The sequence below is a fragment of the Methylocapsa sp. S129 genome, assembly GCF_009765995.1.
In the GTDB taxonomy this organism is placed as follows: Bacteria; Pseudomonadota; Alphaproteobacteria; order Rhizobiales; family Beijerinckiaceae; genus Roseiarcus.
Genome location: NZ_LMUI01000030.1, coordinates 131,265 through 153,626, shown reverse-complemented (window position 1 = coordinate 153,626; position 22,362 = coordinate 131,265). Strand labels below are relative to the sequence as shown.

Genomic DNA, 22,362 nt, shown 5'->3' with positions numbered 1-22,362 from the left:
CATGACGGCGGTGCTTGAAGTCTCCGATATCAAGAAGCGCTTTGGCGGCATTCATGCGGTCGACGGCGTGTCTTTCGAAGTGCGCGAGGGCGAGATTCTCGGCATCATCGGCCCCAATGGCTGCGGCAAGTCCACTTTGTTCAATTGCATTCTCGGACAATTGCAGCCGAGCGAGGGCGAGGTGAAGCTCGACGGGCGCGTCACCACCGGCATGCGCCCTTGCGACATCAACAAGCTCGGCGTCAGCCGCACGTTCCAGCTCCTGCAGATTTTCCCCAAACTCTCGGTGCGGGAAAATCTCATCCTCGCCGCCCAGGAGCACAAGGGCACAATGATGTCGCGGCTGTTTGGGCCGCGCGACGCGGGCCTCAACGGCGCCGCCGACCAGATGATCGCCTTCTTCAAGCTCACGCATCTCGCCGACGAGCTTGCGGGCGGCTTGTCCTACGGCCAGCAGAAGCTGCTTGATGCGGCGATGGCTTTCATGGCCGGTCCGCGCCTCGTGCTGCTCGACGAACCGGCGGGCGGCGTCAATCTCACCATGCTCGGCAATCTCAGGGATCGGCTGAAGGCGTTCAATGAGGAGCGCGGCGCGACCTTCGTGGTGATCGAGCACAATATGGATTTCGTCATGTCGCTCTGCACGCGCGTGCTGGTTCTGGCGGAGGGCAAGGTCCTCGCCGAGGGGCTTCCCGCCGAAGTGCGCGCCAATCCAGCCGTCATCGAGGCCTATCTTGGACACTGATCCGATCGTCGAGTTGGAGAATGTCGTCGCCGGTTATGGCGCGATGACCATTCTCAACGGGACGAGCTTTAGAATCGCGCGCGGCGCCATCACCACGGTCATCGGCCCCAACGGAGCGGGAAAGTCGACCGTGTTCAAGACGATCTTCGGCCTGCTGCGGCCGCGATCGGGCAGCATACGCGTCGACGGGCGCGATGCGACGAAATGGTCGCAGCGCGAGCTTCTCGCCGCGGGCGTCTGCTACATCCCGCAGGGGCGCAATATCTTTCCCGAGCTCTCCGTCCGCCACAATATCGAGCTTGGCGCCGTCGCCGCCGGACCCGAACTGAAAGACATGCCCGCGCGCCTGGAGGCGGCGCTCGATCGTTTTCCCGCGCTCCGCCGCAAGGCCGACCGGCAGGCGTCGACGCTGTCGGGCGGCGAGCAGAAGCAACTTGAGATCGTGCGCGGCCTCCTGCTCGATCCCAAGCTGATCCTGATCGACGAGCCATCGATCGGCCTGTCGCCGCTGATGGTCCAGGAGACCTTCACGCTGCTTACGCAGTGGCGCGACAAGGGCGCGTCGATCCTGATGATCGAGCAGAACGCACGCTCGGCCTTGCAAATGTCCGACTACGGCCTCGTGCTCGAACTGGGCCAGACCCGGATGCACGACAAGGCGCAGGCGATCCTCAACGATCCGCAGGTCGCGCAATTGTTTCTAGGCGGCGTTATCGGCGGCGCCGGCGCCGTTTAATCAACCCAGTCGCAGAACAATGATGCCGGCCGCGATGAAGGCGGCGGCGGCGTAGCGCGGCGCCTTGAAATTCTCATGCAGGAAGAAGGCGCCGATGACCGCAGCGAAAATCACCGAGGTTTCGCGCAGCGCCGCGACAAGGCCGATCGGCGCCTGGGTCATCGCCCAGACGACGATCGCATAGGCGGAAAAGGCCGCTGCGCCGCCGATCAGTCCGCGCCGCCATTCGCGAACAAACACGAAAACGAATCCGGAACCCCGCAGCAGCAAGATCACGGGCGCGAACAGAACGGCGGTCAGCGCATCCGTCCAGGCGTTATAAGCGAACGCTTGCGCCGAGAGCCGCGCGCCTGCGCCGTCGATCAGCGAATAAAGCGCGATGACCGCCGCATTGACCAAAGCCGCGAGCAACGCGGCGCGGTCGACGCCGCCGCGCCTGACGCCCTCGACAGCCATCCAGAACACGCCGCCGATCAGCAGAGCGATGCCGCCGGCGACGGCGGGATCGAGGCTTTCGCCGAGATAGAGCCATGCGCCGATGGTCGTCAGCAACGGCGCCGCGCCGCGCATGATCGGGTAGGCGGCGGACAAATCGGCGTTGCGGTACAGCCGCCCGACAAGCAGGAAGTAAACAACATGCGTCACTGCGGACGCGCCGACATAAGGCCAGGATTCGGGAGCCGGCGCAGGCAACGGCAATGCTGCGCAGAGCGCGATCAGACCGCACCAGAGGCAAACGACCGCCGCGGCGGCGAATTTGTCGCTCCCGCTTTTGACGATCGAGTTCCAGAGCGCATGGAGGGCCGCTGCGAAAAGAACCGCCGCCATCACCCCGGAACTCATCCAATTCTCACCTCTCGCGTCAAAGAAAGGCACAATGGGCAGCCGGGTCGAAACTGTCCAGCGCACCGAGCGCATGGCTGCTTAGCAAGGTGAGCGGGCGGTTGCGATTTTTGCGCGTCGCGGCTCTGACGATAAGACCGCCGACGATACTGGCTGGTGGAGGAATTGAATGGCGCCGGGCAAGCCAGCCAGCGGGCTCTGATGACGCTCGATTTACGGGCATAAGTTCGATATGGTTCGACGGCGCGCAGGCGCTACGCCAAACGGACTCGTGCTTGCAGATTCGATCATCCCTCTCGATGATGGCGTGAGCGCGTGCGAGGTTGAGCGAGCGTTTATTCGAGAGCAGGAATTTCGATGGACCGGGAAGCGATTATCGCGGCTTTGAAGGGCGTCTCGACGGCGACGATCACGACGATTCTCCTGAAGAAAGGATTGCGCAACGTCTGGATGCGCGGCCCTCGCGTCCTGCGGGAGGGCCAGCCTCGGCTTGTCGGGCCCGCTTTCACCTTGCGCTTCATTCCGGCGCGCGAAGATTTGGCGACGCCGGACGCGTGGTCGTCGCCGCGCTCGACCCGGGCCGCCATAGAGGACATGCCGGAAGGATGCATGGTCGTGGCTAGCGCGCTGGGCATTGTCGACGCCGGCATCTTCGGCGACATCCTTTGCGCGCGCATGGCCAAACGCGGCGTCGCCGCCCTGATTACCGACGGCGTCGTGCGCGACATCGCTGGGGTGCGCGCCACCGGTCTGCCGGTATGGTCGCAGGGCGCGGCGGCGTCGCCTTCCGTCGCGGGTCTGCTGTTCGAAGGCTGGCAGCAGCCGATCGGCTGCGGCGGCGTTGCGGTCTATCCCGATGATCTCATCGTGGCGGATCAGGACGGCGCCGTCGTCGTTCCGGCGGCGCATGCGGAACATGTGGCGACCGCCGGGTTGGAACAGGAGCGGCTCGAAGACTGGATCATGTCGGAGGTCGCCAAAGGCGCTCCCTTGCCGGGCCTTTATCCCCCTGACGCCGCCACACGCGCGCGCTACGAGGCAAGGGCGACAGAAAAGAAATAGAACGCGATACAAGAAGGTCAGAGACAAACATGAAGCTCAATGAAACGGCCGCCGGCGTCTACCCGATCGCGGTGACGCCCTTCGATCCCGCTGGCAATGTCGATCGCGCCTCGGTCGATCGCATGATGGATTTCTATATCGGCTGCGGCGCGACGGGGCTGACCATTCTCGGCGTCATGGGCGAGGCGCCCAAACTCGACGGCGAGGAGGCGCTGGCGCTGACCAGGCAAGTGGTCGCGAAAGCCGGAACGCTGCCGATCATCGTCGGCGTTTCGGCGCCGGGGTTCGCCGCGATGCGGGCGCTGGCGCATGGCGCCATGGACATTGGCGCGGCCGGCGTGATGATCGCGCCGCCGTCGAACCTGCGGACCGACGAGCAGATCGTCGGCTATTACCGGCAGGCGGTGACGGCGATCGGCGCGGACATACCCTTCGTCATCCAGGATTATCCGCTGACGTTCCAGGTCGTGATGACGCCCAAAGTGATCCGCGAAATCGTGCGCGAGCATGCCTCCTGCGTCATGCTCAAACACGAGGACTGGCCGGGCCTGGAGAAAATTTCGGCATTGCGCGCATTCCAGGCTGACGGCTCAATGCGGCCGATCTCGATTCTGTGCGGGAACGGCGGCCTTTTTCTCGATTTCGAAATGGAGCGCGGCGCCGACGGCGCCATGACCGGCTATGCCTTCCCGGATATGCTTGTCGATGTGGTTCGACTTTCGCGCGGCGGCGAGCGTCAAAAAGCGCATGATCTCTTCGACGCGCATCTGCCGCTCCTGCGTTATGAGCAGCAGGCGGGCGTCGGCCTCGCCGCGCGCAAATATGTGCTGCAAAAACGCGGCGCCATCGCCTTCGACAGTCAGCGCGCGCCATCGGCCGGGCTGTCGGCGCACGCGAAGGCGGAGATCGATTTTCTGCTGGAGCGGTTGGCGCGCGTCGATGCGAGAGCCGCGTCGCGCGCGAGCGCCGCGTAGGGCGCTTCGCAGACAAGCAGCAACGATTGGCCGCTGTCGTCGCGCAACATTCTCCGGCGGGCAATAAGTTCTTTCTGAAAATAAGAATTCATGGTAATCTTGTCGTCTCTTTTTCAAAAAGGACGAGAGATGGAGAGGCTCGCCTTGAGCGCTCATATCCGTTCCGCTCGAAAGTCCGATCGCTTGGTCAGGGCGCGGGCGCGGCTTTGCGGCCGAAAATTTCGATGGGGAAGGCAAAACAGGGTCAAGTCCTTGATATCGCTCGTTTCGCGGATGGAAATGCGCTTCCGCGCGCGTGAGAATCAAGGACTTAGCGGGTGTTTTGATGGACCGCGGTCGTTCATTCGAGGGTTTCGGCTATTTCCGGGCTATTCCAGGTCGCTTCCGGCAAGGACGCTCACCCGCCATATTCCATGATGGTGAGGCCGGCGCCGCTCCAGTCGGTGCAATAGCAAAGGCCGTTCGTATCGACGAACACGTCCGCCGAATGCAGCACGACGGGCCGGTTGGGGCGCGGATCGACGAGCTTCTTCGGCGCTGGCGGCACACAGGCGCCGACCTCGACCGGGCGAAACTGATCGCTGATGTCGTAAACCCGCACGCCGGCGTTTTGATAGGTCGCGAAGATCAGCGTCGAGCTCTGGAAACTGCCCGGCCGGTTTTCGTGAATATTATGCGGCCCGAAATGGCCGCCGACGGCGACATAGTCGCGGTCGTCGGGCAGGGGGAAAGTGGCGATGCTGATTGGATTCGACTTCACCTGATTGTCGAAGATCCAGATCGGCTTGAGGCCGTCCTCCATATTGTCGAGCACCGTTTCGTCGAGAACGATGAGCAGATCGCGGTCGGGCAGAGGCAGGCAATTATGTGTGCCGCCGCCGAAGGGCGGCGACCAGTTCCTGTGCACGATCTGTTTGGGGTTGCTCTTGTCGGAGACGTCGACGCTGACCAGACAGCCGTCGCGCCAAGCGCAATAGGCGATATCGTCGGCGACGACCGCGTGATGCAGCCCGTAGCGGCCGCGCTCCAGCGGCCATTGGGCTTTTTCGCCCGCGGCCAGATTCATTCCCGGCAGCCAATAGCGGCCGGCGATCTTCGGCCTCGTCGGATCCAGCATATCAATGGTGATGAGAATGTAATCCGAGAATCCCTCCAGCATCGCCGAAGCATAGGCCCAGCGTCCGCCGACGTACCAGATGCGGTGCAGCCCTGTCCCCTCGACAGGCATGAAGCCGATCTGACGGGGCTCGGCCGGCCTGGAAATATCGAACACCGCCATGCCCGCGGACCAGTTTCGCGCATGCGGCGCTTCGTCATGGCCATGCGCGCCCGCTTTTGGTTTGTAGTAGTTTCGCTCGTCGGCCATTTCAGGCTGGGAGAACATGTCCCTGCCGTGAACGAGCAGAAGCAGGTCGTCATGCACCTGCAGATGGAGGCTCCAGGTGTTGGGCGGGTTCTGAATGTAATTGACCGTCTTCGGCCTGGTCGGGTCGCGGACGTCGACGACGGAAAAACCCTTGGAGCAGACATGGCCGATATAGGCGTAGCCGTTGCGCACCATGATCTGCTGGCCGTCGGCGCGGCCCGCCTGATCGGAATGACCGATCAGGCGCATGTTGTGCGCATAGGTCGGCTTGGGAAGGTCGCCGCGAGCCATGTCGTCAATCCTCCCGCTGCGGTCCTCGCTCAGCCCTTATATTCGACGATGTAGAGACCGGCGCTGAAGTCGGTGACGTAGCAGAGCGCGTTCTTGTCGACGAAGACATCGGCAGAGTGCAGCACGATCGGACGGTTCGGGCGCGGGTCGACCCATTTGGCGGGGGGCGGCGGCACGAAGGCGCCAATCTCTTTCGGCCGGAACTGGTCCTTGATGTCATAGACGCGCAAGCCAGCGTTTTGGTAGGTCGCGAAGATCAACTCGGAACTGACGAAGCTGCCCGGCCGGTTCTCGTGAACGTTATGCGGTCCGAAATGGCCGCCGACCTTGAGGTAGTTTTTGTCCGATGGCTGCGGGAAAGTCGAGATGCTGATCGGATTGGATTTGACCTGGTTGTCGAACACCCAGATCGGCTTGAACCCGTCCTCCTGATCGTCGAGCACGGTTTCGTCGACGACGATCAAGAGATTGCGGTCGGGCAACGGCAGCGCATTATGCGTGCCTCCGCCAAAAGGCGGCGCCCAGGATTTGTGGACGATCAGCTTGGGCTTGGCCTTGTCCTTGACATCGACCACGGCGAGGCAGGCGTCGCGCCAGGAGCAATAGGCGATGTCGTCGTGGATGATGGCGTGGTGCAATCCGAAGCGGCCGTTCTTCGTGGGCCAATTCGCCTTTTCTCCGGCGGCGACATTCATACCAGGCAGCCAGTATTTGCCCGCCATCTTCGGCTTCTTCGGATCCTTCAAATCGATGGTGATCAGGATATAGTCGGAAAAGCCGTCGAGCAGCGCCGAGGCATAGGCCCAGCGTCCCCCGACATACCACAGACGATGCAGCCCGGTGCCCTCGACCGGCATGAAGCCGATCTGCTTGGGATCTTCGGGTTTGGAAATATCATAGACCGCCATGCCGGCCGACCAGTTGCGCCCCGACGATTCCTCCTTGGCATGATGGTCGACCGAACCCTTGTAGTAATTTTTCTCGTCGGCGAGTTCGGGCTGGGCGAACATGTCCTTGTTATGGACGACGAGCAGCAGGTCGTCGTGCGCTTGCAGATGCAGCGTCCAGGTGTTCGGCGGCGACGCGATATATTTCACCACTTTCGGTTTGCTTGCGTCGCGCACGTCGACGATCGAGAAGCCCTTCGAGAAGATGTGCCCGATATAGGCGTAGCCCTCGTGCACCATGATTTGCACGCCGTCGCAGCGGCCCGCCTGATCGCTATGCCCGACAAGGCGCATGTTGCTGGTGGCGTGGGCGGGCTTGGGAAGGGCGTTGCTGGCCATCGTATCTGCTCCGGTGAGATTTGGGCGCCGCGCCGCAAGGACGGGCGTCGTTGATTGCTGAGAATGGACGGCGCACGCGGCGCCGTCCTTTGATTTTAAGGTTGAGGGAATCGAAGCGTTACTTGACGCCCCAGATCTTCTTGTACTGATCCTTGTAGCCGTTGCCGGGGTCGAAGATGTTTTGGTCGCCGCCGTCCTTGTCGATATTGGCCGGCGTGAACAAATGCACCGGCGGCACGTAACCGCTGGGTTGTTCGCCGGCGAAAGCGCGATTGAGTTCGTCGGCGAGCTGCCATCCCTGCAGGTGAAGCGGCTCGGCGACCGTGGCGATCTGATATTGCTTCTGCTTGATGCGCTGGAAGGCGGGAACGGAGCCATCGCCCGCCGAAATCTGGCGCGGATAACCCGAAGCCGGGTCGATGTTGGCGGAGACAAGCGAGGGAGCCGAGAAGTCGAAATAGAGATCATTGACCGCGATCGAATAGGTCCACGCTTTGCCATATTTCGACAGAAGCGAGGTCGTGAGCTGGCCCATGCGGTTAGCGAGGTCGCCGATCGGCGTATCCTCGACCGACAGCACCTTGCAGCCCGAGCAGCCCTCGATAGCCGCCTTCTCCGCATTGGTCTTGGCGGTCGCGATGGCGTAGATCGAATCCGTGAACAGAATGACGCCCGCTGTGCCGCCCGAATCCACGACGGCGTAGAGGCCTGAAGCCTTGGCGACTTCCAGCGGATCGGTCGTCACGTTGTAGAAGACCTGCGGGACGCCCTCGACCTTGCCTGCCTGCGGGCCGGCGTGCCAGCCGACGATCTTGATGCCTTCGGCCGCCGCCTGCTCGATCACCGGCTGCTGCTCCTTCGCGTCAACGCCGCCAAGGATGATCGCATTGGGCTTCAGCGCGATCGCCTGCGTCATGGCCGAGGTCCGCGCAGGGACGGAGCCCTGGCCGTCAAGCACGCGGAAATCCCAACCGAGCGCCTTGGCGGCTTCCGCGGCGCCGTCGCCGGCGCCCTGGGCGCCGCCATTACGCTGGTCGGTCGAAACGTAGATGACGACCCTCTTGCCCTGAGCTTTCGGACCGGTCGTCGGACCGGTCCAGGCCGTGACGGGCGCGGTGACCAGAGCAATATATTCCTTGGCTTTTGTCATGAAGGCGTCGTCGGCCGCCTGCGCGGCGGCGACGTTCAATGCGACAAGCGCCGTAGAGGCCAATAGGCCCCTGGCAATGAAACGAAACTTCGACATATTGTTCCCTCCCTTATAGCTGGCGAGCCATGGCGCTCGTCAGGCCGGTGTTCCGGCGCTTTTGCAGCGGCCATGATCGGTCGCTGATATCGAAGGCGAATGCTTGGTCGCCACGAATGCCTCGCTAGCTCGAGTCTTTCAGGTCTTTCACCACGCGCAGCGGCCGCGCCACGGTGCGCCGGCGTTGCGCGAAAGCCGCAAGCGCAATGGAGATGACCAATGTCGTGCCGTTGAAGAGAGGCTCGACGAAGAACGCGCCGCCGAGCTGCTGGATTCCGGAAATGCCGATGGCGAGGATCAGCACGCCAAATATCGTGCCCCAGACGTTGACCCGGCCTGGCCTGATGGTGGTCGAGCCGAGAAAAGCGCCGACAAGCGCCGGCAGGAGATAGTCGAGCCCGACATTCGCCTGGCCGATCCTGAGTTTGGCGGCAAGCACGCAGCCGGCGAATCCAGCGATCGCGCCAGAGGCGACGAACACGCCAATGACATAGGCGCGGACCGGAATGCCATTGAGCGCCGCCGCCTTTTCGTTGGCGCCGATCGCATAGATGTAACGGCCCAGCGGCAGCCGTTCGCTGACGATCCAGAGTACGACAGCCAGGACGAGCACATAGATCGCGGGTATTGGAATTCCGAGGATCGACGTTGTGTTGAGGGCGATGAATCCGAGGGGCAACTGACCGATGATCTGGCGCCCTTCGGTGTGCCAGAGGGCGAGCGCGTAAAGAATCGTGCCGGTGCCGAGCGTGGCGACGAACGCGTCGACCTGCGCGACTTCGACGAGCAGGCCATTGATGAGACCGACCAGCGCGCCGCAGCAGACGACGATCACAATCGCAAGCGGCCAGGGGACGCCGAATTTGACCTGCAGGCTGATCGCCAGGATGTGCCACATGACGATGCCGAAGCCGACGGTCAGGTCGATGCGGCCCGCCATCATCGGCAAGGTCGCGGCCAGCGACAAGAGCGCGATGATCGCCTTGTCGCTGAGGATGGAGCGCGCGTTCAGCGTGGTCGGGAAAGTGTCGGGTAACAGTACGGAGAAAAAGATGACCAGAAGGACGGTGAGGATCGGCAGGCCATAGACGGGCGCCAGACGCGCGATGGCCTGCATGCGCGACAGCGTCGCAAGCTCGGGTCGCGTCGGTTCAAGCGCGTTGGATTTAATGGACTGCATGAGCGTTCCGGGCCGGTTCGGAGAAAGCGGCGGGTTCACATTCCGGCGCATGTCGAATATTGGCGGAGGCCGCGGCGAGCAGATTTTCAACCGAAAGGTCGGCGGCGGCGAGTTCGGCGACGACTTTGCCGCGATCGAACACCAACGCGCGATGACAAACCTTGGCGACCTCCTCGAAATCGGTCGATACGATAATGATCGCGGCGCCAGCCTGGAGCGCGACATCGAAGAGCCGGTAGATCTCCGCCTTCGCGCCGACATCGACGCCGGCGGTCGGATCTTCGAAAACATAGATCTTTGCGGCCAGGTGCAGCCAGCGGCCGATGATGACCTTTTGCTGATTGCCGCCCGACAGCAGTTCGATCGCCAGCGTCGGATCGTTCGGCCTCAGGCCCACCTGCTGACCGAGCTTCAGCGCGGCGCGGGTTTCACGGCCCGGGCCGAGCACTGAAAACAGGCTCAGGCCCGCGGCGACCGGATTGAGGAACAGGTTCTCGCGCACCGAGAGGTTCGGCATGATCGACTCGCCGGTGCGATCGGCGCAGACTAGATTGACGCCATGACCCATCGCCTGGCGCGGCGAAGTCGCAGCGATCGCCACTCCGTCAAGCAGAATGAGGCCGCTCGTCGCTGGCGTCACGCCGAACAAGGCGCGGCCGAGACTCTCCTGGCCAGCGCCGCGCAAGCCGACGAACCCGACAATTTCTCCCGCATGAATCGTGCAATCGATCGGACCCACTCCGTCGATTGCGACCGATTGGAGCGCCAGCCGCGGTGCGCCGCAGCGCTCGGCGGGTCGGCGGAAGACCTGCGACGGTTCGCGCCCGACAATCAGCAAGATCGCCTCGTCGGGCGTGGTTTTCGTCACGATGCGCTCGCCGGCAACGCGGCCGTCGCGCAAGACGACCATCCGGTCGGCGATCGCAAACACTTCGTCGAGGCGATGCGACACATAGATCAAGCCGACGCCGCGCGCGCGCAAACGGCGCAAGGCGGCGAACAGCCGCGCCACCTCATCCGCCGGCAGGCTGGCGGTGGGCTCGTCGAGCACCAGGATTTCGGCTTCGGCGGCGAGCACCCTGGCGATCGCGACAAGCGATTTTTCGGTTCGGCTCAGGCTCTGGATGCGCAGGTCGGGGTCGATATCGGCGCCAAGCGCCTCCAAAGCGGCGGCCGCGCGCTTGCGCGCCGCGGCCCAATCGACCATACCGCGACGGCGCGGGAAGCCGAGAGTCAGGCAGATGTTCTCCGCCACCGTCATCCAATCGATCAGGCCGAGATCCTGATGAATGAAAGCGATAGGCAAGCGCCTGAGTGCGCTCGTGACGTCAGCGCCGCGAAAGCTCACGCTGCCCCTGTCGAGCCCGTGAACCCCCGCGAGAATCTTGATCAAGGTGGATTTACCCGCCCCGTTCTCGCCGAGCAGCGCCAGGACTTCGCCCGCGTTCAGACGCATGCTGACGTCGCTTAGCGCCTGGGTCCCGCCAAATTGCTTGGATATGTTCTGCACGACCAGGAGGTCATCGCCGCCTGCTGTCGCGCTTGTCCCGGACTCGTCGATCGAGTCCGTCGCGGCGACGGTCCGCGGGGCAGCATCCATTGGCGCTTCCTCCTCCCGTGGGTCATTCCTCCGCCACCCGCTTGGCGCGGATTGGCGGCCGTATCGCTGCGTCGACCAGCCGGCCGACGATGCCGGACAGTGATGGCCTCAACTTGCCCCCGGCGAGTTCTCGCCCGACACAAGCCTGCGCCAGCGCGATCATTTGCTTGCGCGCCCGCCCAAATTCGCGTAGAGGAATTCAGTAAACCTGTCAATCTGATTTGCTTTGAATGGTCAGGCTCACATCGTTAATTGCGACGCAAATCTGCGATATTTCGAGACGTTGTTTGAGATGCTGCCAGAATCTGTAAGACAACATGGCCAGATAGAACGTCCTGTCGCGCCCGGCGGCGTCGCGTGGGGACCGGTCGCGCCCCCGTTGCGCCTTGGCGAGCAATTGGCGGCTCGCATGGCGGAACTGATCGAACATGGGGAGTTTAGCGAGGGCGACCGGCTCCCGGCGGAGGTCGAACTCGCGGACCGCTTTGGCGTCTCGCGCCCCGTCATTCGGGAGGCGCTGTCGCGTCTGCGCCTGACGGGCGCCATCGTGTCGCGAAAGGGATCGGGCAGCTATGTTCAAAAGCGAGCCGATCTTGCGCCCCGGACCATGGACGCGGTCGGGTTCGGTCCCGTCAACAGCCTTGCCGAAGTGCGGAAGTGCTACGAATTCAGGATGGGCCTTGAAGGCGAAGCCGCCTATTACGCCGCTCAGAATCGCACGCCGGAAATGTTGATCATCATGCGCGAAGCGCTCGAGCGCATGGAGACGGCGACCGCCCAGGGGAAGGTGGGAATGAGCGCGGATCTTGAATTCCATATCGCGGTGGCGCGCGCATCAGGAAACGAGTTTTTCGAGGCGGTGATGCAGTCGATGCGCACGCCGATCGAGTTCGCGATCAATCTGGGGCGCAGCCTCTCGCTGACGCGACCGCGTGAGCACTTGCGCATCATCCAGACAGAACATGTCGTCATGATCGACGCGATCGAGGCCCGGGACAAGGACGCCGCGCGCCTAGCGATGCGAACGCATATCCAGAACGCGTGTTCGCGCGTGTTCGAAGGGCCGGGCGACAAGGGCAGGGGCGCCTGAATTTGCGGTAATTTCTGATTCCTGAATTCTTGCGGATCAAGCTCGGGACTATGGTCAAATCCCACGATCCGCGGCCAGGGCCGCAAATGCCCGTCGCGTCGATTTGGCATGGATTTTCAGCGCTGATTCAGTCGGCGCCCGGCTCGGGCATCTGGATGCCCGCTCCGTCTTCTCTCTTAATGAGCAGGAACCTGCGCCCTTCAGCGCCCTCGCCAGCGTCGACCTCGACAAGCGTGAAGACGCTGAAGAGCGGGTCATTTTCGACCAGCTCCTGCATCAGGCGTTCGTGCTCGGCGATCCTTCTCTCGGCTTCGCTCATATGCGCCTCCTATGTCCTATGACAGAGTCAACGGCCCAAGCCAGCATCGGTTGCCTGCTTCGGCGAACCTTAGCCGTCAGCGGAGAGATTGCGGAAATCAATACCGGCAATGGCGTCGCCGTCTCGGATACGCATAAACATAGGCGTGGGGCGCTGAGATCGCCTCGCCTCCGTAATAGGCGATGGGAATGGAATAACCATCGAGCGCCGCCGCGACGATTTGGCAGGGCACGACGGTCTCTCTTTGACCATCTGACACCGTGCAAGGTTGATTATAGAGCGCCGCGCCATTTCCCGATTGCCTCGACAGCAACCAGTCTTGGTAGCTTTGGGCGTGCGAAGGCGTCGAAAGACTGCCAAAACTGACGATGGCAATCCCGGCCGCTGCAAGATGACGACGTGACATCGCTGTCTCCTGAACGTTAATCAGCCTCGCGCCGCCCGCTATTCCTATGACCTTGCGAGGCAAAAGTCGCGGCTGATCCGGAACTGCCGGACGGCGCGAAGGTTCAATCCCGACCAAAAAAGCTTTCGCGGACGGTTAATTGACGGACTTGCGGCCCTGCCAGCCACCCAAAACCACACCGGATTAGTGAGTTTCAGGCGGGGATTTGATCGTCATGTGCCGGAACAGCATTTCGGGATCTATTTCGTGAACTTCCACGGTCAAGGCGATCGGCGTCGAAGGCGGCAGCGCGGCTATCGCTTCCTTTGCCGCTTGCAGCAGACTGTTCCCGAGCGCCTTTCGGTCTTCGATCGTTCGTCCGGCGCGAATGCGGGCGATAATATGCAGGAAAATGTTCCGCGGATCGCCGTCGGCGATGAGATAGAGGTCTCGTGGCAGCGCCCTGGTTCGCACCGCCGCCGGCTCGAATAATCCCGATTGGATGACGGCCTGGTGCAGCTTCTTGACCAGCGCCGGCGCGCTGATCCCAGCTTCAAGATTGCTCGAAAACTCAATCGTGATATGCGGCATGTCGACGCTCCTTTGATAGTCTCAAATACCATGGCGTTCGGTCTATGGCGAAGCGGCTGCGCCATCGGACGGTCAATTTGCGACGGGTCTTTGTCCTTCCGAGGTCGCCAAATGTCTTGCCGCCGCGCGCGACGGGAAATAGTGTCGCGGCGGCGTGCGGCCCCGTCGGCTTGCGAGGGCGGCCCGCATCGCCGGAAGGGCTTGGCGACATAGATCTTGCCCGTCGTTCCAGGTTCAAATCAAAAGGGGGAAATGTCCGATGTGGTATGGCGAAGTCGAGGGGACTGGCATCGTGGTCCTCGATCCGCGTTTCAAAGCCTGTTTCGCCGGCCATGTCCGCGTCGAACGCCTGTGGACCGGCGCCCGCTGGGCTGAGGGCCCAGCCTGGTTCTCTGCGGGCCGCTATCTCGTCTGGTCCGATATTCCGAACAATCGCATGATGCGCTATGTCGAGCCGAGCGGCGAAGTCTCGGTGTTCCGCGAGCGCTCCAACAATTCGAACGGCAATACCGTCGACAACCAGGGTCGCCTCGTCACCTGCGAACACCTCACCCGTCGCGTCACCCGCACCGAGGTCGATGGCACGATCGCTGTGATCGCCGACAAGTGGGACGGCAAGCGCTTCAATTCGCCCAATGACGTCGTCGTCAAATCCGACGATTCCATCTGGTTCACCGATCCGGCCTATGGCATCGACACCGATTATGAAGGGGATCGCGCGCCGCAGGAGATCGACGGCTGCCACGTCTACCGCATCGATCCCAAAACCGGCGAGGTTGCGCGCGTCATCAGCGATATGGTGCGGCCGAATGGCCTGGCCTTTTCGCCCGACGAGAAATATCTCTATGTCGCCGACACCGGCGCCACGCACAAGGAAAACGGCCCGCGCCACATCCGCCGTTTCACGGTCGGCAAAAATGGCGCGAGCCTCAAGGGCGGTGAAGTCTTCGCCGAATCGACCGCCGGCCTTTTCGACGGCTTCCGCGTCGACTGGAAGGGCCGCGTCTGGACGAGCGCGGGAGACGGCGTCCATTGCTACGACCATGACGGAACGCTGATCGGCAAGATCCTCATCCCCGAAATGGTCGCCAACGTCACCTTCGGCGGCGACAAGCTCAACCATCTGTTCATTTGCGGAACGACGTCGCTCTATTCGATCTATCTGACGACCAACGGGTCGAAGCTGGGCTAAGATCGCAGCCGGTTTGATCGCCCAATCAAGAACGTGGCGCTTATGGCGAATGCCCAGGCTTTGTTTCGCCTCGATCGTTCGGTCGCCCTGGTGACCGGCGGCGCGGGCGGCATCGGTCGCGCTACGGCTTTGGCGCTCGCCGCGGCCGGCGCGAAGGTCGTGGTCGCCGACCGCGATGAAGCCGCGTCGCAAGTCGTGGCCGCCGAAATCGCCGAAGCGGGGGGACAGGCTGTGGCGCTGTCCGTCGACGTGGCGAGCGAGGCGTCCATCGAGGCCGTTTTTGCGGAGATTGTGAAGCGCGAGGGGGCCATCGACATTCTCGTCAACAATGCCGGCATCGCGATCCGGCGCCCCGCTGTCGAACTCGCGCTTGCCGATTGGGACAAGGTCGTCGCGGTCAACATGACCGGCGTGTTCCTGTGCGCCCGCGTCGCGGCCCGCTGCATGATCGCGGCGGCCAAGGGCGGCGCTATCGTCAATGTCGCCTCGATCATGGGTCTTTCGGGCGGCGGCCTCTATCCGAATATTTCTTATCAGACGAGCAAGGGCGCGGTGGTCAATATGACGCGGGCGCTGGCGATCGAATGGGCGCCGCATGATATTCGCGTCAATGCCGTGGCGCCGACCTATGTGCGCACGCCGCTGATCGCGCCGCTTCTTCAAAATCCCGAGATGGTGGCGAGGATCGAGGCGATGACGCCGCTGAAACGATTGGCCGAACCCGAAGACGTCGCCGCGGCGATCTGCTTTCTGGCCAGCCCCGCGGCGGCGATGATCACCGGCCATACGCTGCCCGTGGACGGCGGGTTCCTTGCGCAATAATGTCGCGCTGATCGGATGGGGCGATGGCGCCGACCTGAAGGGAAACTGTGGCGGCAAGATCAAATCTCACGCCCGAATTGGCCGCATGGTTCGCCGGCGTCGCCCTTGGCCATGTGCGTCAGGAATATCCCAACAAGCCCGACCATGTGCTGGCCGGCCCCGATGATGCGCGCACGCCGAGCGCGTTGCATCCCGTGTTCTACGGCAGCTATGATTGGCATTCCTGCGTCCATTCTTATTGGATGCTGGCGCGGCTGCTGCGCCGCTTTCCCGAGCTTCCCGTCGCCGGCGACATTCGCGCCTTGTTCGATGAGCAATTCGTCGTCGAAAAGGTCGCGGTCGAATGCGCCTATCTCGCAGCGCCGACCGCGCGCGGTTTCAAGCGTCCCTACGGCTGGGCGTGGCTGTTGAAGCTGGCCGAAGAGCTGTCCTTCCACGACCAGGGACATTGGTCGCGGATGCTGGCGCCGCTGGCGGAAATCTTCGCGCAACGGTTTCGCGATTTTCTCCCCTTGGCGACTTATCCTGTGCGCGGCGGCGCCCATTTCAACACCGCTTTCGGCCTGCGCATGGCGGCCGACTATGCGGCGGTTGCGGAGGATTCCGCCCTCGCGTCGCTGGTGCGCGACACCGGCAAGCGCTGGTACGGCGAGGATGCCGATTGCCCCGCCTGGGGCGAACCCAGCGGCGACGATTTCCAGTCGCCGGCGCTGATCGAGGCCGAATGTATGCGCCGGCTCCTGCCCGCGAACGACTTTCTGCCCTGGTTCGGTCGCTTCCTGCCGCGGATCGCGCAAGGAGAGCCCGCAACCCTGTTTCGGCCGGCGACCGTGGCCGACCGGACCGATGGGAAGATCGCGCATCTCGACGGGCTGAACCTTAGCCGGGCCTGGTGCTGGCGTTCGATCGCGGCGGCGCTGCCGCCGAACGACGTGCGCCGTTCGGCGATTGAAGAGAATGCGGAGCGCCATCTCCAGGCGGCGCTGCCTCATATCGCCAGCGACTATATGGGCGCCCATTGGCTTGCGAGTTTCGCCGTGTTGGCTCTGGAAGCGTAGCCTTCACGAAGCGCGAACGCCGCCGCGGTTCCATCCGCGGCCATGATCGCCGAAAGCTTCCCAACCATTGTCCGTCACCGCGACCGTATCCTCCAGTTTGATGAAGCCGCGGCGCGGATGCTGCAGCGTCGTTTCGATCGAGATGACCATACCGGTCTCCAGCGGCCTGTCGGCGTCATAGGCGGGGTAGGGGACGGGGCCCCTGGCGGTGAGCCGCGGCGCCTCATGGCTGACGAGCCCCATGCCATGGGCGACGAACTCCAGCGAATTGCCGCGCCCCGACCTTTCCACCAGCGGATTCGCGCTCGCATAGATATCGCGGCCCAAGGCGCCGGCGCGAATGGGTTTGCGCGCCGCCATCTGGATTTCGTCGACCTCAGCGAGGAGGTCCTTGAGTTCGGCATCGGGCTCGCCATGGATCGCCATGCGGCAGAGGTCGCCGATATAGCCTTTGAAATTGCCGCCGGAATCGAGCGACAGAATTTCGCCCTCGCCCCATGTTTGCGCCGATGGGGCCCGATTGCAGTTCGCGCCGGCCGTGATGAGGCAATATTCGAAGGTCAGGCCGCGGTTCACTTCTTCGCGACGAAGCGCTTCGGTCAGTTCGAGCTTCGAGGCCCCGGGCCCATGTCCGGCGATGACCGCGAGCATCGAATCGACGACCAGGTCGGACGCTTTGCGCAAATGGTCGAGCTCCGCGGGCGTCTTGCGCGCGCGCAGCCGCTCAAGCGGCAGATGCGCCTCGACGAGCTCGGCATGGGAAAGCGCCCGGCGCAAGAGTTCGTCCGCGTCGGCGGGCAGGAACGCGCGCTCGACGCCAATGCGCTTCAGTTTTGGGCCAATCTTGCCGAGATGGTCCGCCGCGAGTTGCGCGGCGTCGAGGCTGCCGCGCGCCGCCTGCACGCTCGGCGTCCAGAATTTGCCGAGATCCCGCTCATAGGATTCCATGGAATGGCCGATATAGGTCGATTGATCGGGGCGGCCTTTGACATAGACGAGCAGAGGCAGATAGCGGCTGACGCCGATCGCGTCGAAGTGATCGAAGAAGAAGAAGCGATATCCGCCAAAAAGATATTGGATGTTATGTTTCGACGAGATGACCAGCGCATCGATTCCGGCTTCGTCAAGGAGCTTGTCGAGCCTTTCGCTGTCGAAAGGCGGCGTGGCTTGGCGCGCGTCAACGGCTGTCGCGCCCAGATGGTTGTCCATGGCTTTCCTCCTTCGCCCGGCATCCCTTGGATTGGGGCTTGATTGACGCTGAGGCTGACCCTTTCGGCGGATTTTGGCAAGTTCAATTGCTTGATGCGGGCTCGCGCGTGGTTATGGCGAAACGACGACGTCGACGACCCGAATCTCAACGCCGCCTTCCCTCAGGATGATCTGCGATCGTTCGAAGGCTGCGCCCCAGATCGGATCGTCGAAAGCGGGCGCAGGCGTGTCGAGACAGACGATGCCCGCCCCGACGATGGCGCGCGCGCAATCGATGCAAGGAAAAAATGTAGAGGTGATGTGGGCGCCGGCCGTCGCCACGCCGCGCCGCGCCGCTTCGAAAATGGCGTGGCGCTCCGCATGCTCCATCCAGACGAAGCGGCCGTCGCCGGCATGACGTTCTTCGATATCCCTGACGCCGGCGGGAAAGGTGTTGCAGGCGATAATCTCCGCGCCGTCGCGGGTCGCCAGGACCGCGCCGACCTGGCGAATGCGGTTCGGGCTGCTGGCGGCCGCGCGAAGCGCCGTCGGCATCCTGGCGCCGGGCGGCGGGGCGGGCTTATTCACATCGGCGTTGGGCGGCAACGGGGTCTCCTGAAGGGCTGACGGTCCTGCGGTGAATCGTGTTTTACGAGATGTGCCGTTTTTCTCCAGCGGCACGACTGATGACGAGACCAGGTTTGCGCTTCGTTTGGCGGCGCGCACGAGGGCGATAAGGGCTGCGGAGGGAATAGCGCCGGAATAGCCAGAGCGCCCGAATGACCAGAAATGGTCCGTCAAAATCCTCGCTAAGTCATTGATTTTCACCTGCCCGGAAGAGCGCGAGCTTCCGCGAAACGCGCGATATCAGGGGCTTAAACCTCTTTGAGCTTCCAAATCGAAATTTTCGGGCGCAAACATCGCCTGCCCGCGTCTTGCGGCGCTCGCATCGCGGCGGACGTAAGGCCGCCGGGCCGGCCGCGCGCCTTGGTCATACTTTCGGGTGGAAGGGACGGAAGCGTGCAGGGCGGGCCTCTTTGTTGATCGCTTTGGAAAACGCGACGAGAAGATTATCATGGATTCTTATTTTCAGAAATAGATATCGCTCCGACGCTCTTTGGGCGGAGGCCCGAGGGCTTCAGCCCTCCACGCGAGGAGGATATCGCAGCGCCTGACCGGCGGTTCGGCCAAGGCTTATCGCGCCAATGGTGAAAATCTGACGCCTGGTTCCCAGCAGAGAGGCCTGGAATCAACCTAAGTTGGACTTTTCGCCACCGCACTCAAACGACCGGAGTTGGCCGATTGCCGAGTGGCGGCGCTACGGCGCCCGTCTCGAAAAGAAGTCGCTGAGGTTCGATAACCGCTTCGGCAATTACCGATCCTACTCAGAGCGCCTTTTCGACTGACGGCTCGGTCGGTTCAAATTCGAGCATAGGCGAAACCGCACCCGTTGGACTCGGCGCGGCTGATCTGCTCACTTTGCCAGCCGTTTTCGCAAGTCGTCCAGAAGCCAGCGGCCTCCCAGTCCTAGTTGTCGACCTCGGACGTGTGCAGCATAGACCGGCAGTGTCCTGACAGGCGCTATGCTCTCGTCAGATATGTCCAACTCGACCAACCTGCCGTCTGCGAGGTAAGGCTTGACGACGTACGGCGGCATCTTGCACCAACCGAAACCCGCGAGCAGGAAATCAAGCCGTCGTCCCAGATCGACAAAACGCCAGACGCGCGTGCTGATGACTCCGTAGCTTGGTCCCTCCGCGCCAAAGCTATTCGACAGGACCAGTTGCACGTGGGCTTCGAGGTCGACCCGGTTCGGCTTGCGGCCGAGACGCGCGAGCGGGTGGTTCGCCGCAGCGACCGGCACGAGCTTCGAATCCGCGACAGGATAAACTGTCAGGTCGTTCGGGGGGGATGGCAACAGCAAGCAGAAGGCCAGCGATGCAGAGCCGTCGCGCAGGCGTCGCTCGGCCCCGCTCACCCCTTCTGTCGAGAAGGAGACGGGCAAGTTCGGGAAGGTGTCCTGAAGAGCGCGCAGGCTATCGATCAGCGGTTCGGTCGGGACGAGCGGATCGATCGCCAAGGCGAGAGTCGGTTCAAGCCCCATCCGCGTTCCCGCAGCGATGGCCGCAAAGCGATCTGCGCTCGCAAGAACAGTCCGCGCCTGCTCCACGAGCGCTTCGCCGACTGCGGTCAGGGTCGGCTTGTGTTTTCGGCGATCGAACAGTTCGATCGCGTGCGTCTCCTCCAAAGCCTTCACGGCTTGACTGATCGCAGATTGCACTCGGCCCAGAGACCGTCCAGCCGCTGAGAAGCTCCCGGCGTCGCTGATCGTCACCAGGACGCGCAGTTGATCAAGCGTGAGGTTGCCAATCAAAGTCCATCTCCAAAGATGATGGATTATATCATAATTTCATCCATTTTGAAGAAGGACTTGAGCGTCTAAATCGGTGGCGTGCGGTTGGGCCAGCCTTTCAACCACTCGGCGGCGAACAGGCCCACCCAACGTCCCGGGCCGATGCGTTCGACATCCGAGCCATCTAAAAAACAAGGAGTTTCCCATGCCTATTCTTCTGGTCGTCGAAGCAAGCCCCCGAGGCGAGCGCTCAATGTCGCGCGGCCTCGCCAAACGGTTCGTCGAGGCGTGGACGAAGAACAATCCCGGCGGTCGGGTGATCGAAAGAGACTTGATGAAGACCGATCTCACATTCGCAACTATGCCGTGGCTGGCGGCGTATTTCACCCCGCCCGACCAACACACGCCGGAGATGAAGGAACTTCTGCGTCTGTCCGACGAACTCGTCGCCGAAATATTGGCGGCGGACGACATTGCCATTGGTACGCCAGTCTACAACTACAACGTTCCCGCGGTGCTCAAGGCCTATATCGACCATATCGTCCGCAAAGGCATGACGCTGGGCCTCTCAGGCGAAGGTCTCGTCCACGGGAAGAAGTGCACGATCCTGATGGCGTCCGGCGGCGTCTATACCGAGGGCTCGCCTATTCGCGACCGTGACATTGCGACCAACTACCTGCGACTGATACTGAAAGTGATCGGCATCGAGAACGTCACGGTGGTGGCGGGCGGGAACGCAAAGGCCGTCGATATGGGCGAGACGACGCGAGAAGAGTTCCTGCAGAAGTTCGATTTGGCAGTCTCGGACGCGGCCAGAGCCTGATGGTTTGCGGGTCCGAGTCCATTGGTCGATCCCTGCGTGACGATAATGGATGGAGGATGAGGCCAACGGCGAGAATCCACCCGACCCGGCCGTTTCTGGAGCCGAAAGGTACGTCCGCTTTCGGGCGGTCCACAGACGCGCCGGTGGCGAGCGCCAACCGGGTCGGTTTTCGGCGCCCTGGTCTGGCGTGCTGGCTCGGCGAGTCACGCTGGGTCTCTCTTTATTGAATCTATTTCGCGGAAATCGCCGAGAGCAAGGCGCGCGTCTCGGCAACGACGCGATCCGTGAACTTCGGATCGCGCACGAGCGCGGAGGCAAGCATCGGATGGCCGCCCTCGTCGTAATAGGCGCCGGTCTGACCCGATGCGTCGATCATGACTTTGGTGAGCACGCGCGCGGCCCGCTTCGGCGTGCTCAAAACCTTGATGAAGGGCATGAACAGCGGCACGAGCAGCGGAATGATGTATTTCGACAGAAAGCGCACGAAGGCGCCGCCATCGCGCGCAAGACCCGTGGCCGGATTTACGCCCGGCTCGACCGCGTTGAAGCGCAGCCGCGGAGTTTCGCGGGCGAAGGCCATCGCCGTGGCGAGAGTGCACTGCTTCGACGTGGCGTAGGCGTCCGCGCCCGGCGTTTTGGAGCCGCCCGGTTTCCACTCGCCGCGCACGCTCGCCTCCGCGGAGATATAGCGGCCTCCGCGGAAGCCGAAGGTTTTGGCGGGTTTGTGTTCCGGATTTTCTACGGCCGAGGCGACGAAGACGACATTGGCGCCGTCGGGGAGGTGCGGCGCGAGCGCCTCCGTCAGCGCGAACGGGCCGAGATGGTTCGTTGCGAACGTCATGTCCCAGCCCAGCGCATTCTTCGTTGCGCGCGTCTGCATGACGCCCGCGTTGTTGAGCAGGCCGGCGATCGGAAGATTGAGCGCGATGATCTCGGCAGCCGCGCGCGCCACGCTCGCAGGATCAGACAAGTCGCACACGACGGAAACCGCGTGCTGTCCTTTTTGCCCGATGGCCTTCTGCGCCTCGTCGAGCTTTCGGCGATCTCGCCCGACCAGCACGATGTCGCCGTGCTTGGCCAGCTCCAGCGCCGTACAACGTCCGATGCCGGAGGTCGGTCCGGTGATGATATACGCCTTGCGAATTGACGCGTTGTTTAAACCAGTCTCCGGCACATATCTCTCCACTTTATTGTCTGTCTAGTCGGTCATTC

24 protein-coding genes are annotated in these 22,362 nt (G+C 62.7%); 9 read left to right on the top strand and 15 right to left on the bottom strand.

Translation table 11 applies throughout. The features are described 5' to 3' along the window. Window position 1 precedes the first annotated feature (1 nt). Both GSQ90_RS18380 and GSQ90_RS18375 read left to right on the top strand, forming a co-directional pair. Window positions 2-745 (top strand): ABC transporter ATP-binding protein, encoded by a 744-nt coding sequence (locus tag GSQ90_RS18380; RefSeq protein ID WP_158816336.1) that lies wholly within the window; start codon window positions 2-4, stop codon window positions 743-745. Between the two features lie 43 nt (window positions 746-788). Continuing rightward, window positions 789-1,481, top strand: a complete 693-nt coding sequence (locus tag GSQ90_RS18375) for an ABC transporter ATP-binding protein (protein ID WP_158816606.1) — start codon at window positions 789-791, stop codon at window positions 1,479-1,481. Here the strand turns inward: GSQ90_RS18375 and GSQ90_RS18370 are convergent, their stop codons facing one another. Further along, window positions 1,482-2,324 (bottom strand): EamA family transporter, encoded by an 843-nt coding sequence (locus GSQ90_RS18370; protein ID WP_158816335.1) that lies wholly within the window; start codon window positions 2,322-2,324, stop codon window positions 1,482-1,484. 351 nt (window positions 2,325-2,675) lie between these two features. Between GSQ90_RS18370 and GSQ90_RS18365 the strand changes: the two genes are divergently transcribed. Then, entirely contained in the window at window positions 2,676-3,386 is a 711-nt protein-coding gene (locus GSQ90_RS18365) for a ribonuclease activity regulator RraA (protein ID WP_210254930.1), read from the top strand. 29 nt (window positions 3,387-3,415) lie between these two features. Further along, window positions 3,416-4,360 carry a dihydrodipicolinate synthase family protein gene (locus tag GSQ90_RS18360; protein ID WP_158816333.1) on the top strand — a complete coding sequence of 315 codons (945 nt, stop codon included), beginning with the start codon at window positions 3,416-3,418 and terminating at the stop codon, window positions 4,358-4,360. A 397-nt stretch (window positions 4,361-4,757) separates the two neighbouring features. Here the strand turns inward: GSQ90_RS18360 and GSQ90_RS18355 are convergent, their stop codons facing one another. The 7 genes from GSQ90_RS18355 to GSQ90_RS18325 form a co-directional block, all read right to left on the bottom strand. After that, entirely contained in the window at window positions 4,758-6,017 is a 1,260-nt protein-coding gene (locus tag GSQ90_RS18355; RefSeq protein WP_158816332.1) for an LVIVD repeat-containing protein, read from the bottom strand. Window positions 6,018-6,046: 29 nt separating this feature from the next. Beyond that, window positions 6,047-7,303: an LVIVD repeat-containing protein gene (locus GSQ90_RS18350; RefSeq protein WP_158816331.1), complete on the bottom strand. Its 1,257-nt coding sequence runs from the start codon at window positions 7,301-7,303 to the stop codon at window positions 6,047-6,049. A 118-nt stretch (window positions 7,304-7,421) separates the two neighbouring features. Continuing rightward, a complete protein-coding gene (locus GSQ90_RS18345) occupies window positions 7,422-8,549 on the bottom strand; it encodes a substrate-binding domain-containing protein (protein WP_158816330.1) in 1,128 nt (375 codons plus the stop codon). Between the two features lie 124 nt (window positions 8,550-8,673). Beyond that, window positions 8,674-9,729: an ABC transporter permease gene (locus tag GSQ90_RS18340; protein WP_158816329.1), complete on the bottom strand. Its 1,056-nt coding sequence runs from the start codon at window positions 9,727-9,729 to the stop codon at window positions 8,674-8,676. Then, window positions 9,716-11,329: a sugar ABC transporter ATP-binding protein gene (locus tag GSQ90_RS18335; RefSeq protein ID WP_158816328.1), complete on the bottom strand. Its 1,614-nt coding sequence runs from the start codon at window positions 11,327-11,329 to the stop codon at window positions 9,716-9,718. Before GSQ90_RS18335 ends, GSQ90_RS18340 begins: the two co-directional genes overlap by 14 nt. Window positions 11,330-11,351: 22 nt before the next feature. Then, window positions 11,352-11,492, bottom strand: coding sequence for a hypothetical protein (locus tag GSQ90_RS18330; RefSeq protein ID WP_158816327.1), 141 nt, complete (start codon window positions 11,490-11,492; stop codon window positions 11,352-11,354). 48 nt (window positions 11,493-11,540) lie between these two features. Continuing rightward, on the bottom strand, window positions 11,541-11,726 hold the full coding sequence (locus GSQ90_RS18325; protein ID WP_158816326.1) for a hypothetical protein: 186 nt from the start codon (window positions 11,724-11,726) through the stop codon (window positions 11,541-11,543). Between the two features lie 12 nt (window positions 11,727-11,738). On the opposite strand from GSQ90_RS18325, the gene GSQ90_RS18320 reads away from it, so the two are divergent. Continuing rightward, window positions 11,739-12,419, top strand: a complete 681-nt coding sequence (locus tag GSQ90_RS18320) for a FadR/GntR family transcriptional regulator (RefSeq protein WP_158816325.1) — start codon at window positions 11,739-11,741, stop codon at window positions 12,417-12,419. Window positions 12,420-12,546: 127 nt separating this feature from the next. On the opposite strand, the gene GSQ90_RS18315 is transcribed toward GSQ90_RS18320, so the two are convergent. The 3 genes from GSQ90_RS18315 to GSQ90_RS18305 all read right to left on the bottom strand — a co-directional run bounded on the left by GSQ90_RS18315 (window position 12,547) and on the right by GSQ90_RS18305 (window position 13,714). Next, a complete protein-coding gene (locus GSQ90_RS18315) occupies window positions 12,547-12,738 on the bottom strand; it encodes a hypothetical protein (RefSeq protein ID WP_158816324.1) in 192 nt (63 codons plus the stop codon). A 97-nt stretch (window positions 12,739-12,835) separates the two neighbouring features. Then, window positions 12,836-13,144, bottom strand: a complete 309-nt coding sequence (locus tag GSQ90_RS18310; protein WP_158816323.1) for a hypothetical protein — start codon at window positions 13,142-13,144, stop codon at window positions 12,836-12,838. A gap of 183 nt (window positions 13,145-13,327) precedes the next feature. Further along, the gene (locus tag GSQ90_RS18305) at window positions 13,328-13,714 is read right to left on the bottom strand and encodes a 5-carboxymethyl-2-hydroxymuconate Delta-isomerase (RefSeq protein WP_158816322.1); all 387 of its coding nucleotides are present in this window, start codon (window positions 13,712-13,714) and stop codon (window positions 13,328-13,330) included. A 259-nt stretch (window positions 13,715-13,973) separates the two neighbouring features. Between GSQ90_RS18305 and GSQ90_RS18300 the strand changes: the two genes are divergently transcribed. Genes GSQ90_RS18300 through GSQ90_RS18290 form a run of 3 tightly spaced genes read left to right on the top strand, consistent with a single transcriptional unit; the run spans window position 13,974 to window position 16,786 of the window. After that, a complete protein-coding gene (locus tag GSQ90_RS18300) occupies window positions 13,974-14,906 on the top strand; it encodes an SMP-30/gluconolactonase/LRE family protein (protein ID WP_158816321.1) in 933 nt (310 codons plus the stop codon). Window positions 14,907-14,948: 42 nt separating this feature from the next. After that, complete coding sequence (locus GSQ90_RS18295; RefSeq protein ID WP_158816320.1) at window positions 14,949-15,728, top strand: SDR family NAD(P)-dependent oxidoreductase; 780 nt, start codon at window positions 14,949-14,951, stop codon at window positions 15,726-15,728. Window positions 15,729-15,775: 47 nt separating this feature from the next. Then, a complete protein-coding gene (locus tag GSQ90_RS18290; protein WP_158816319.1) occupies window positions 15,776-16,786 on the top strand; it encodes a DUF2891 domain-containing protein in 1,011 nt (336 codons plus the stop codon). Between the two features lie 3 nt (window positions 16,787-16,789). Here GSQ90_RS18290 and GSQ90_RS18285 read toward each other — a convergent pair whose 3' ends face one another. The 3 genes from GSQ90_RS18285 to GSQ90_RS18275 all read right to left on the bottom strand — a co-directional run bounded on the left by GSQ90_RS18285 (window position 16,790) and on the right by GSQ90_RS18275 (window position 20,348). Further along, the gene (locus GSQ90_RS18285; RefSeq protein WP_158816318.1) at window positions 16,790-17,995 is read right to left on the bottom strand and encodes a Xaa-Pro peptidase family protein; all 1,206 of its coding nucleotides are present in this window, start codon (window positions 17,993-17,995) and stop codon (window positions 16,790-16,792) included. Between the two features lie 111 nt (window positions 17,996-18,106). After that, window positions 18,107-18,580 carry a CMP deaminase gene (locus tag GSQ90_RS18280; RefSeq protein ID WP_158816317.1) on the bottom strand — a complete coding sequence of 158 codons (474 nt, stop codon included), beginning with the start codon at window positions 18,578-18,580 and terminating at the stop codon, window positions 18,107-18,109. Window positions 18,581-19,448: 868 nt separating this feature from the next. Beyond that, the gene (locus GSQ90_RS18275; RefSeq protein WP_158816316.1) at window positions 19,449-20,348 is read right to left on the bottom strand and encodes a LysR family transcriptional regulator; all 900 of its coding nucleotides are present in this window, start codon (window positions 20,346-20,348) and stop codon (window positions 19,449-19,451) included. A 184-nt stretch (window positions 20,349-20,532) separates the two neighbouring features. Between GSQ90_RS18275 and GSQ90_RS18270 the strand changes: the two genes are divergently transcribed. Continuing rightward, entirely contained in the window at window positions 20,533-21,150 is a 618-nt protein-coding gene (locus GSQ90_RS18270) for an FMN-dependent NADH-azoreductase (protein WP_158816315.1), read from the top strand. 229 nt (window positions 21,151-21,379) lie between these two features. Here GSQ90_RS18270 and GSQ90_RS18265 read toward each other — a convergent pair whose 3' ends face one another. Continuing rightward, window positions 21,380-22,324, bottom strand: coding sequence for an SDR family NAD(P)-dependent oxidoreductase (locus GSQ90_RS18265; protein WP_158816314.1), 945 nt, complete (start codon window positions 22,322-22,324; stop codon window positions 21,380-21,382). Between the last annotated feature and the right edge of the window lie 38 nt (window positions 22,325-22,362).

Excerpts from the sequence above, each read along its gene's own strand:
- GSQ90_RS18315 (WP_158816324.1), bottom strand. The coding sequence starts at position 12,738 with ATGAGCGAAGCCGAGAGAAGGATCGCCGAGCACGAACGCCTGATGCAG.
- GSQ90_RS18350 (WP_158816331.1), bottom strand. The coding sequence starts at position 7,303 with ATGGCCAGCAACGCCCTTCCCAAGCCCGCCCACGCCACCAGCAACATG.
- GSQ90_RS18335 (WP_158816328.1), bottom strand. The coding sequence starts at position 11,329 with ATGGATGCTGCCCCGCGGACCGTCGCCGCGACGGACTCGATCGACGAG.
- GSQ90_RS18305 (WP_158816322.1), bottom strand. The coding sequence starts at position 13,714 with ATGCCGCATATCACGATTGAGTTTTCGAGCAATCTTGAAGCTGGGATC.
- GSQ90_RS18310 (WP_158816323.1), bottom strand. The coding sequence starts at position 13,144 with ATGTCACGTCGTCATCTTGCAGCGGCCGGGATTGCCATCGTCAGTTTT.
- GSQ90_RS18355 (WP_158816332.1), bottom strand. The coding sequence starts at position 6,017 with ATGGCTCGCGGCGACCTTCCCAAGCCGACCTATGCGCACAACATGCGC.
- GSQ90_RS18380 (WP_158816336.1), top strand. The coding sequence starts at position 2 with ATGACGGCGGTGCTTGAAGTCTCCGATATCAAGAAGCGCTTTGGCGGC.
- GSQ90_RS18345 (WP_158816330.1), bottom strand. The coding sequence starts at position 8,549 with ATGTCGAAGTTTCGTTTCATTGCCAGGGGCCTATTGGCCTCTACGGCG.
- GSQ90_RS18295 (WP_158816320.1), top strand. The coding sequence starts at position 14,949 with ATGGCGAATGCCCAGGCTTTGTTTCGCCTCGATCGTTCGGTCGCCCTG.
- GSQ90_RS18370 (WP_158816335.1), bottom strand. The coding sequence starts at position 2,324 with ATGAGTTCCGGGGTGATGGCGGCGGTTCTTTTCGCAGCGGCCCTCCAT.
- GSQ90_RS18375 (WP_158816606.1), top strand. The coding sequence starts at position 789 with ATGACCATTCTCAACGGGACGAGCTTTAGAATCGCGCGCGGCGCCATC.
- GSQ90_RS18330 (WP_158816327.1), bottom strand. The coding sequence starts at position 11,492 with ATGATCGCGCTGGCGCAGGCTTGTGTCGGGCGAGAACTCGCCGGGGGC.
- GSQ90_RS18320 (WP_158816325.1), top strand. The coding sequence starts at position 11,739 with ATGGCGGAACTGATCGAACATGGGGAGTTTAGCGAGGGCGACCGGCTC.
- GSQ90_RS18360 (WP_158816333.1), top strand. The coding sequence starts at position 3,416 with ATGAAGCTCAATGAAACGGCCGCCGGCGTCTACCCGATCGCGGTGACG.
- GSQ90_RS18270 (WP_158816315.1), top strand. The coding sequence starts at position 20,533 with ATGCCTATTCTTCTGGTCGTCGAAGCAAGCCCCCGAGGCGAGCGCTCA.
- GSQ90_RS18285 (WP_158816318.1), bottom strand. The coding sequence starts at position 17,995 with ATGGACAACCATCTGGGCGCGACAGCCGTTGACGCGCGCCAAGCCACG.
- GSQ90_RS18340 (WP_158816329.1), bottom strand. The coding sequence starts at position 9,729 with ATGCAGTCCATTAAATCCAACGCGCTTGAACCGACGCGACCCGAGCTT.
- GSQ90_RS18300 (WP_158816321.1), top strand. The coding sequence starts at position 13,974 with ATGTGGTATGGCGAAGTCGAGGGGACTGGCATCGTGGTCCTCGATCCG.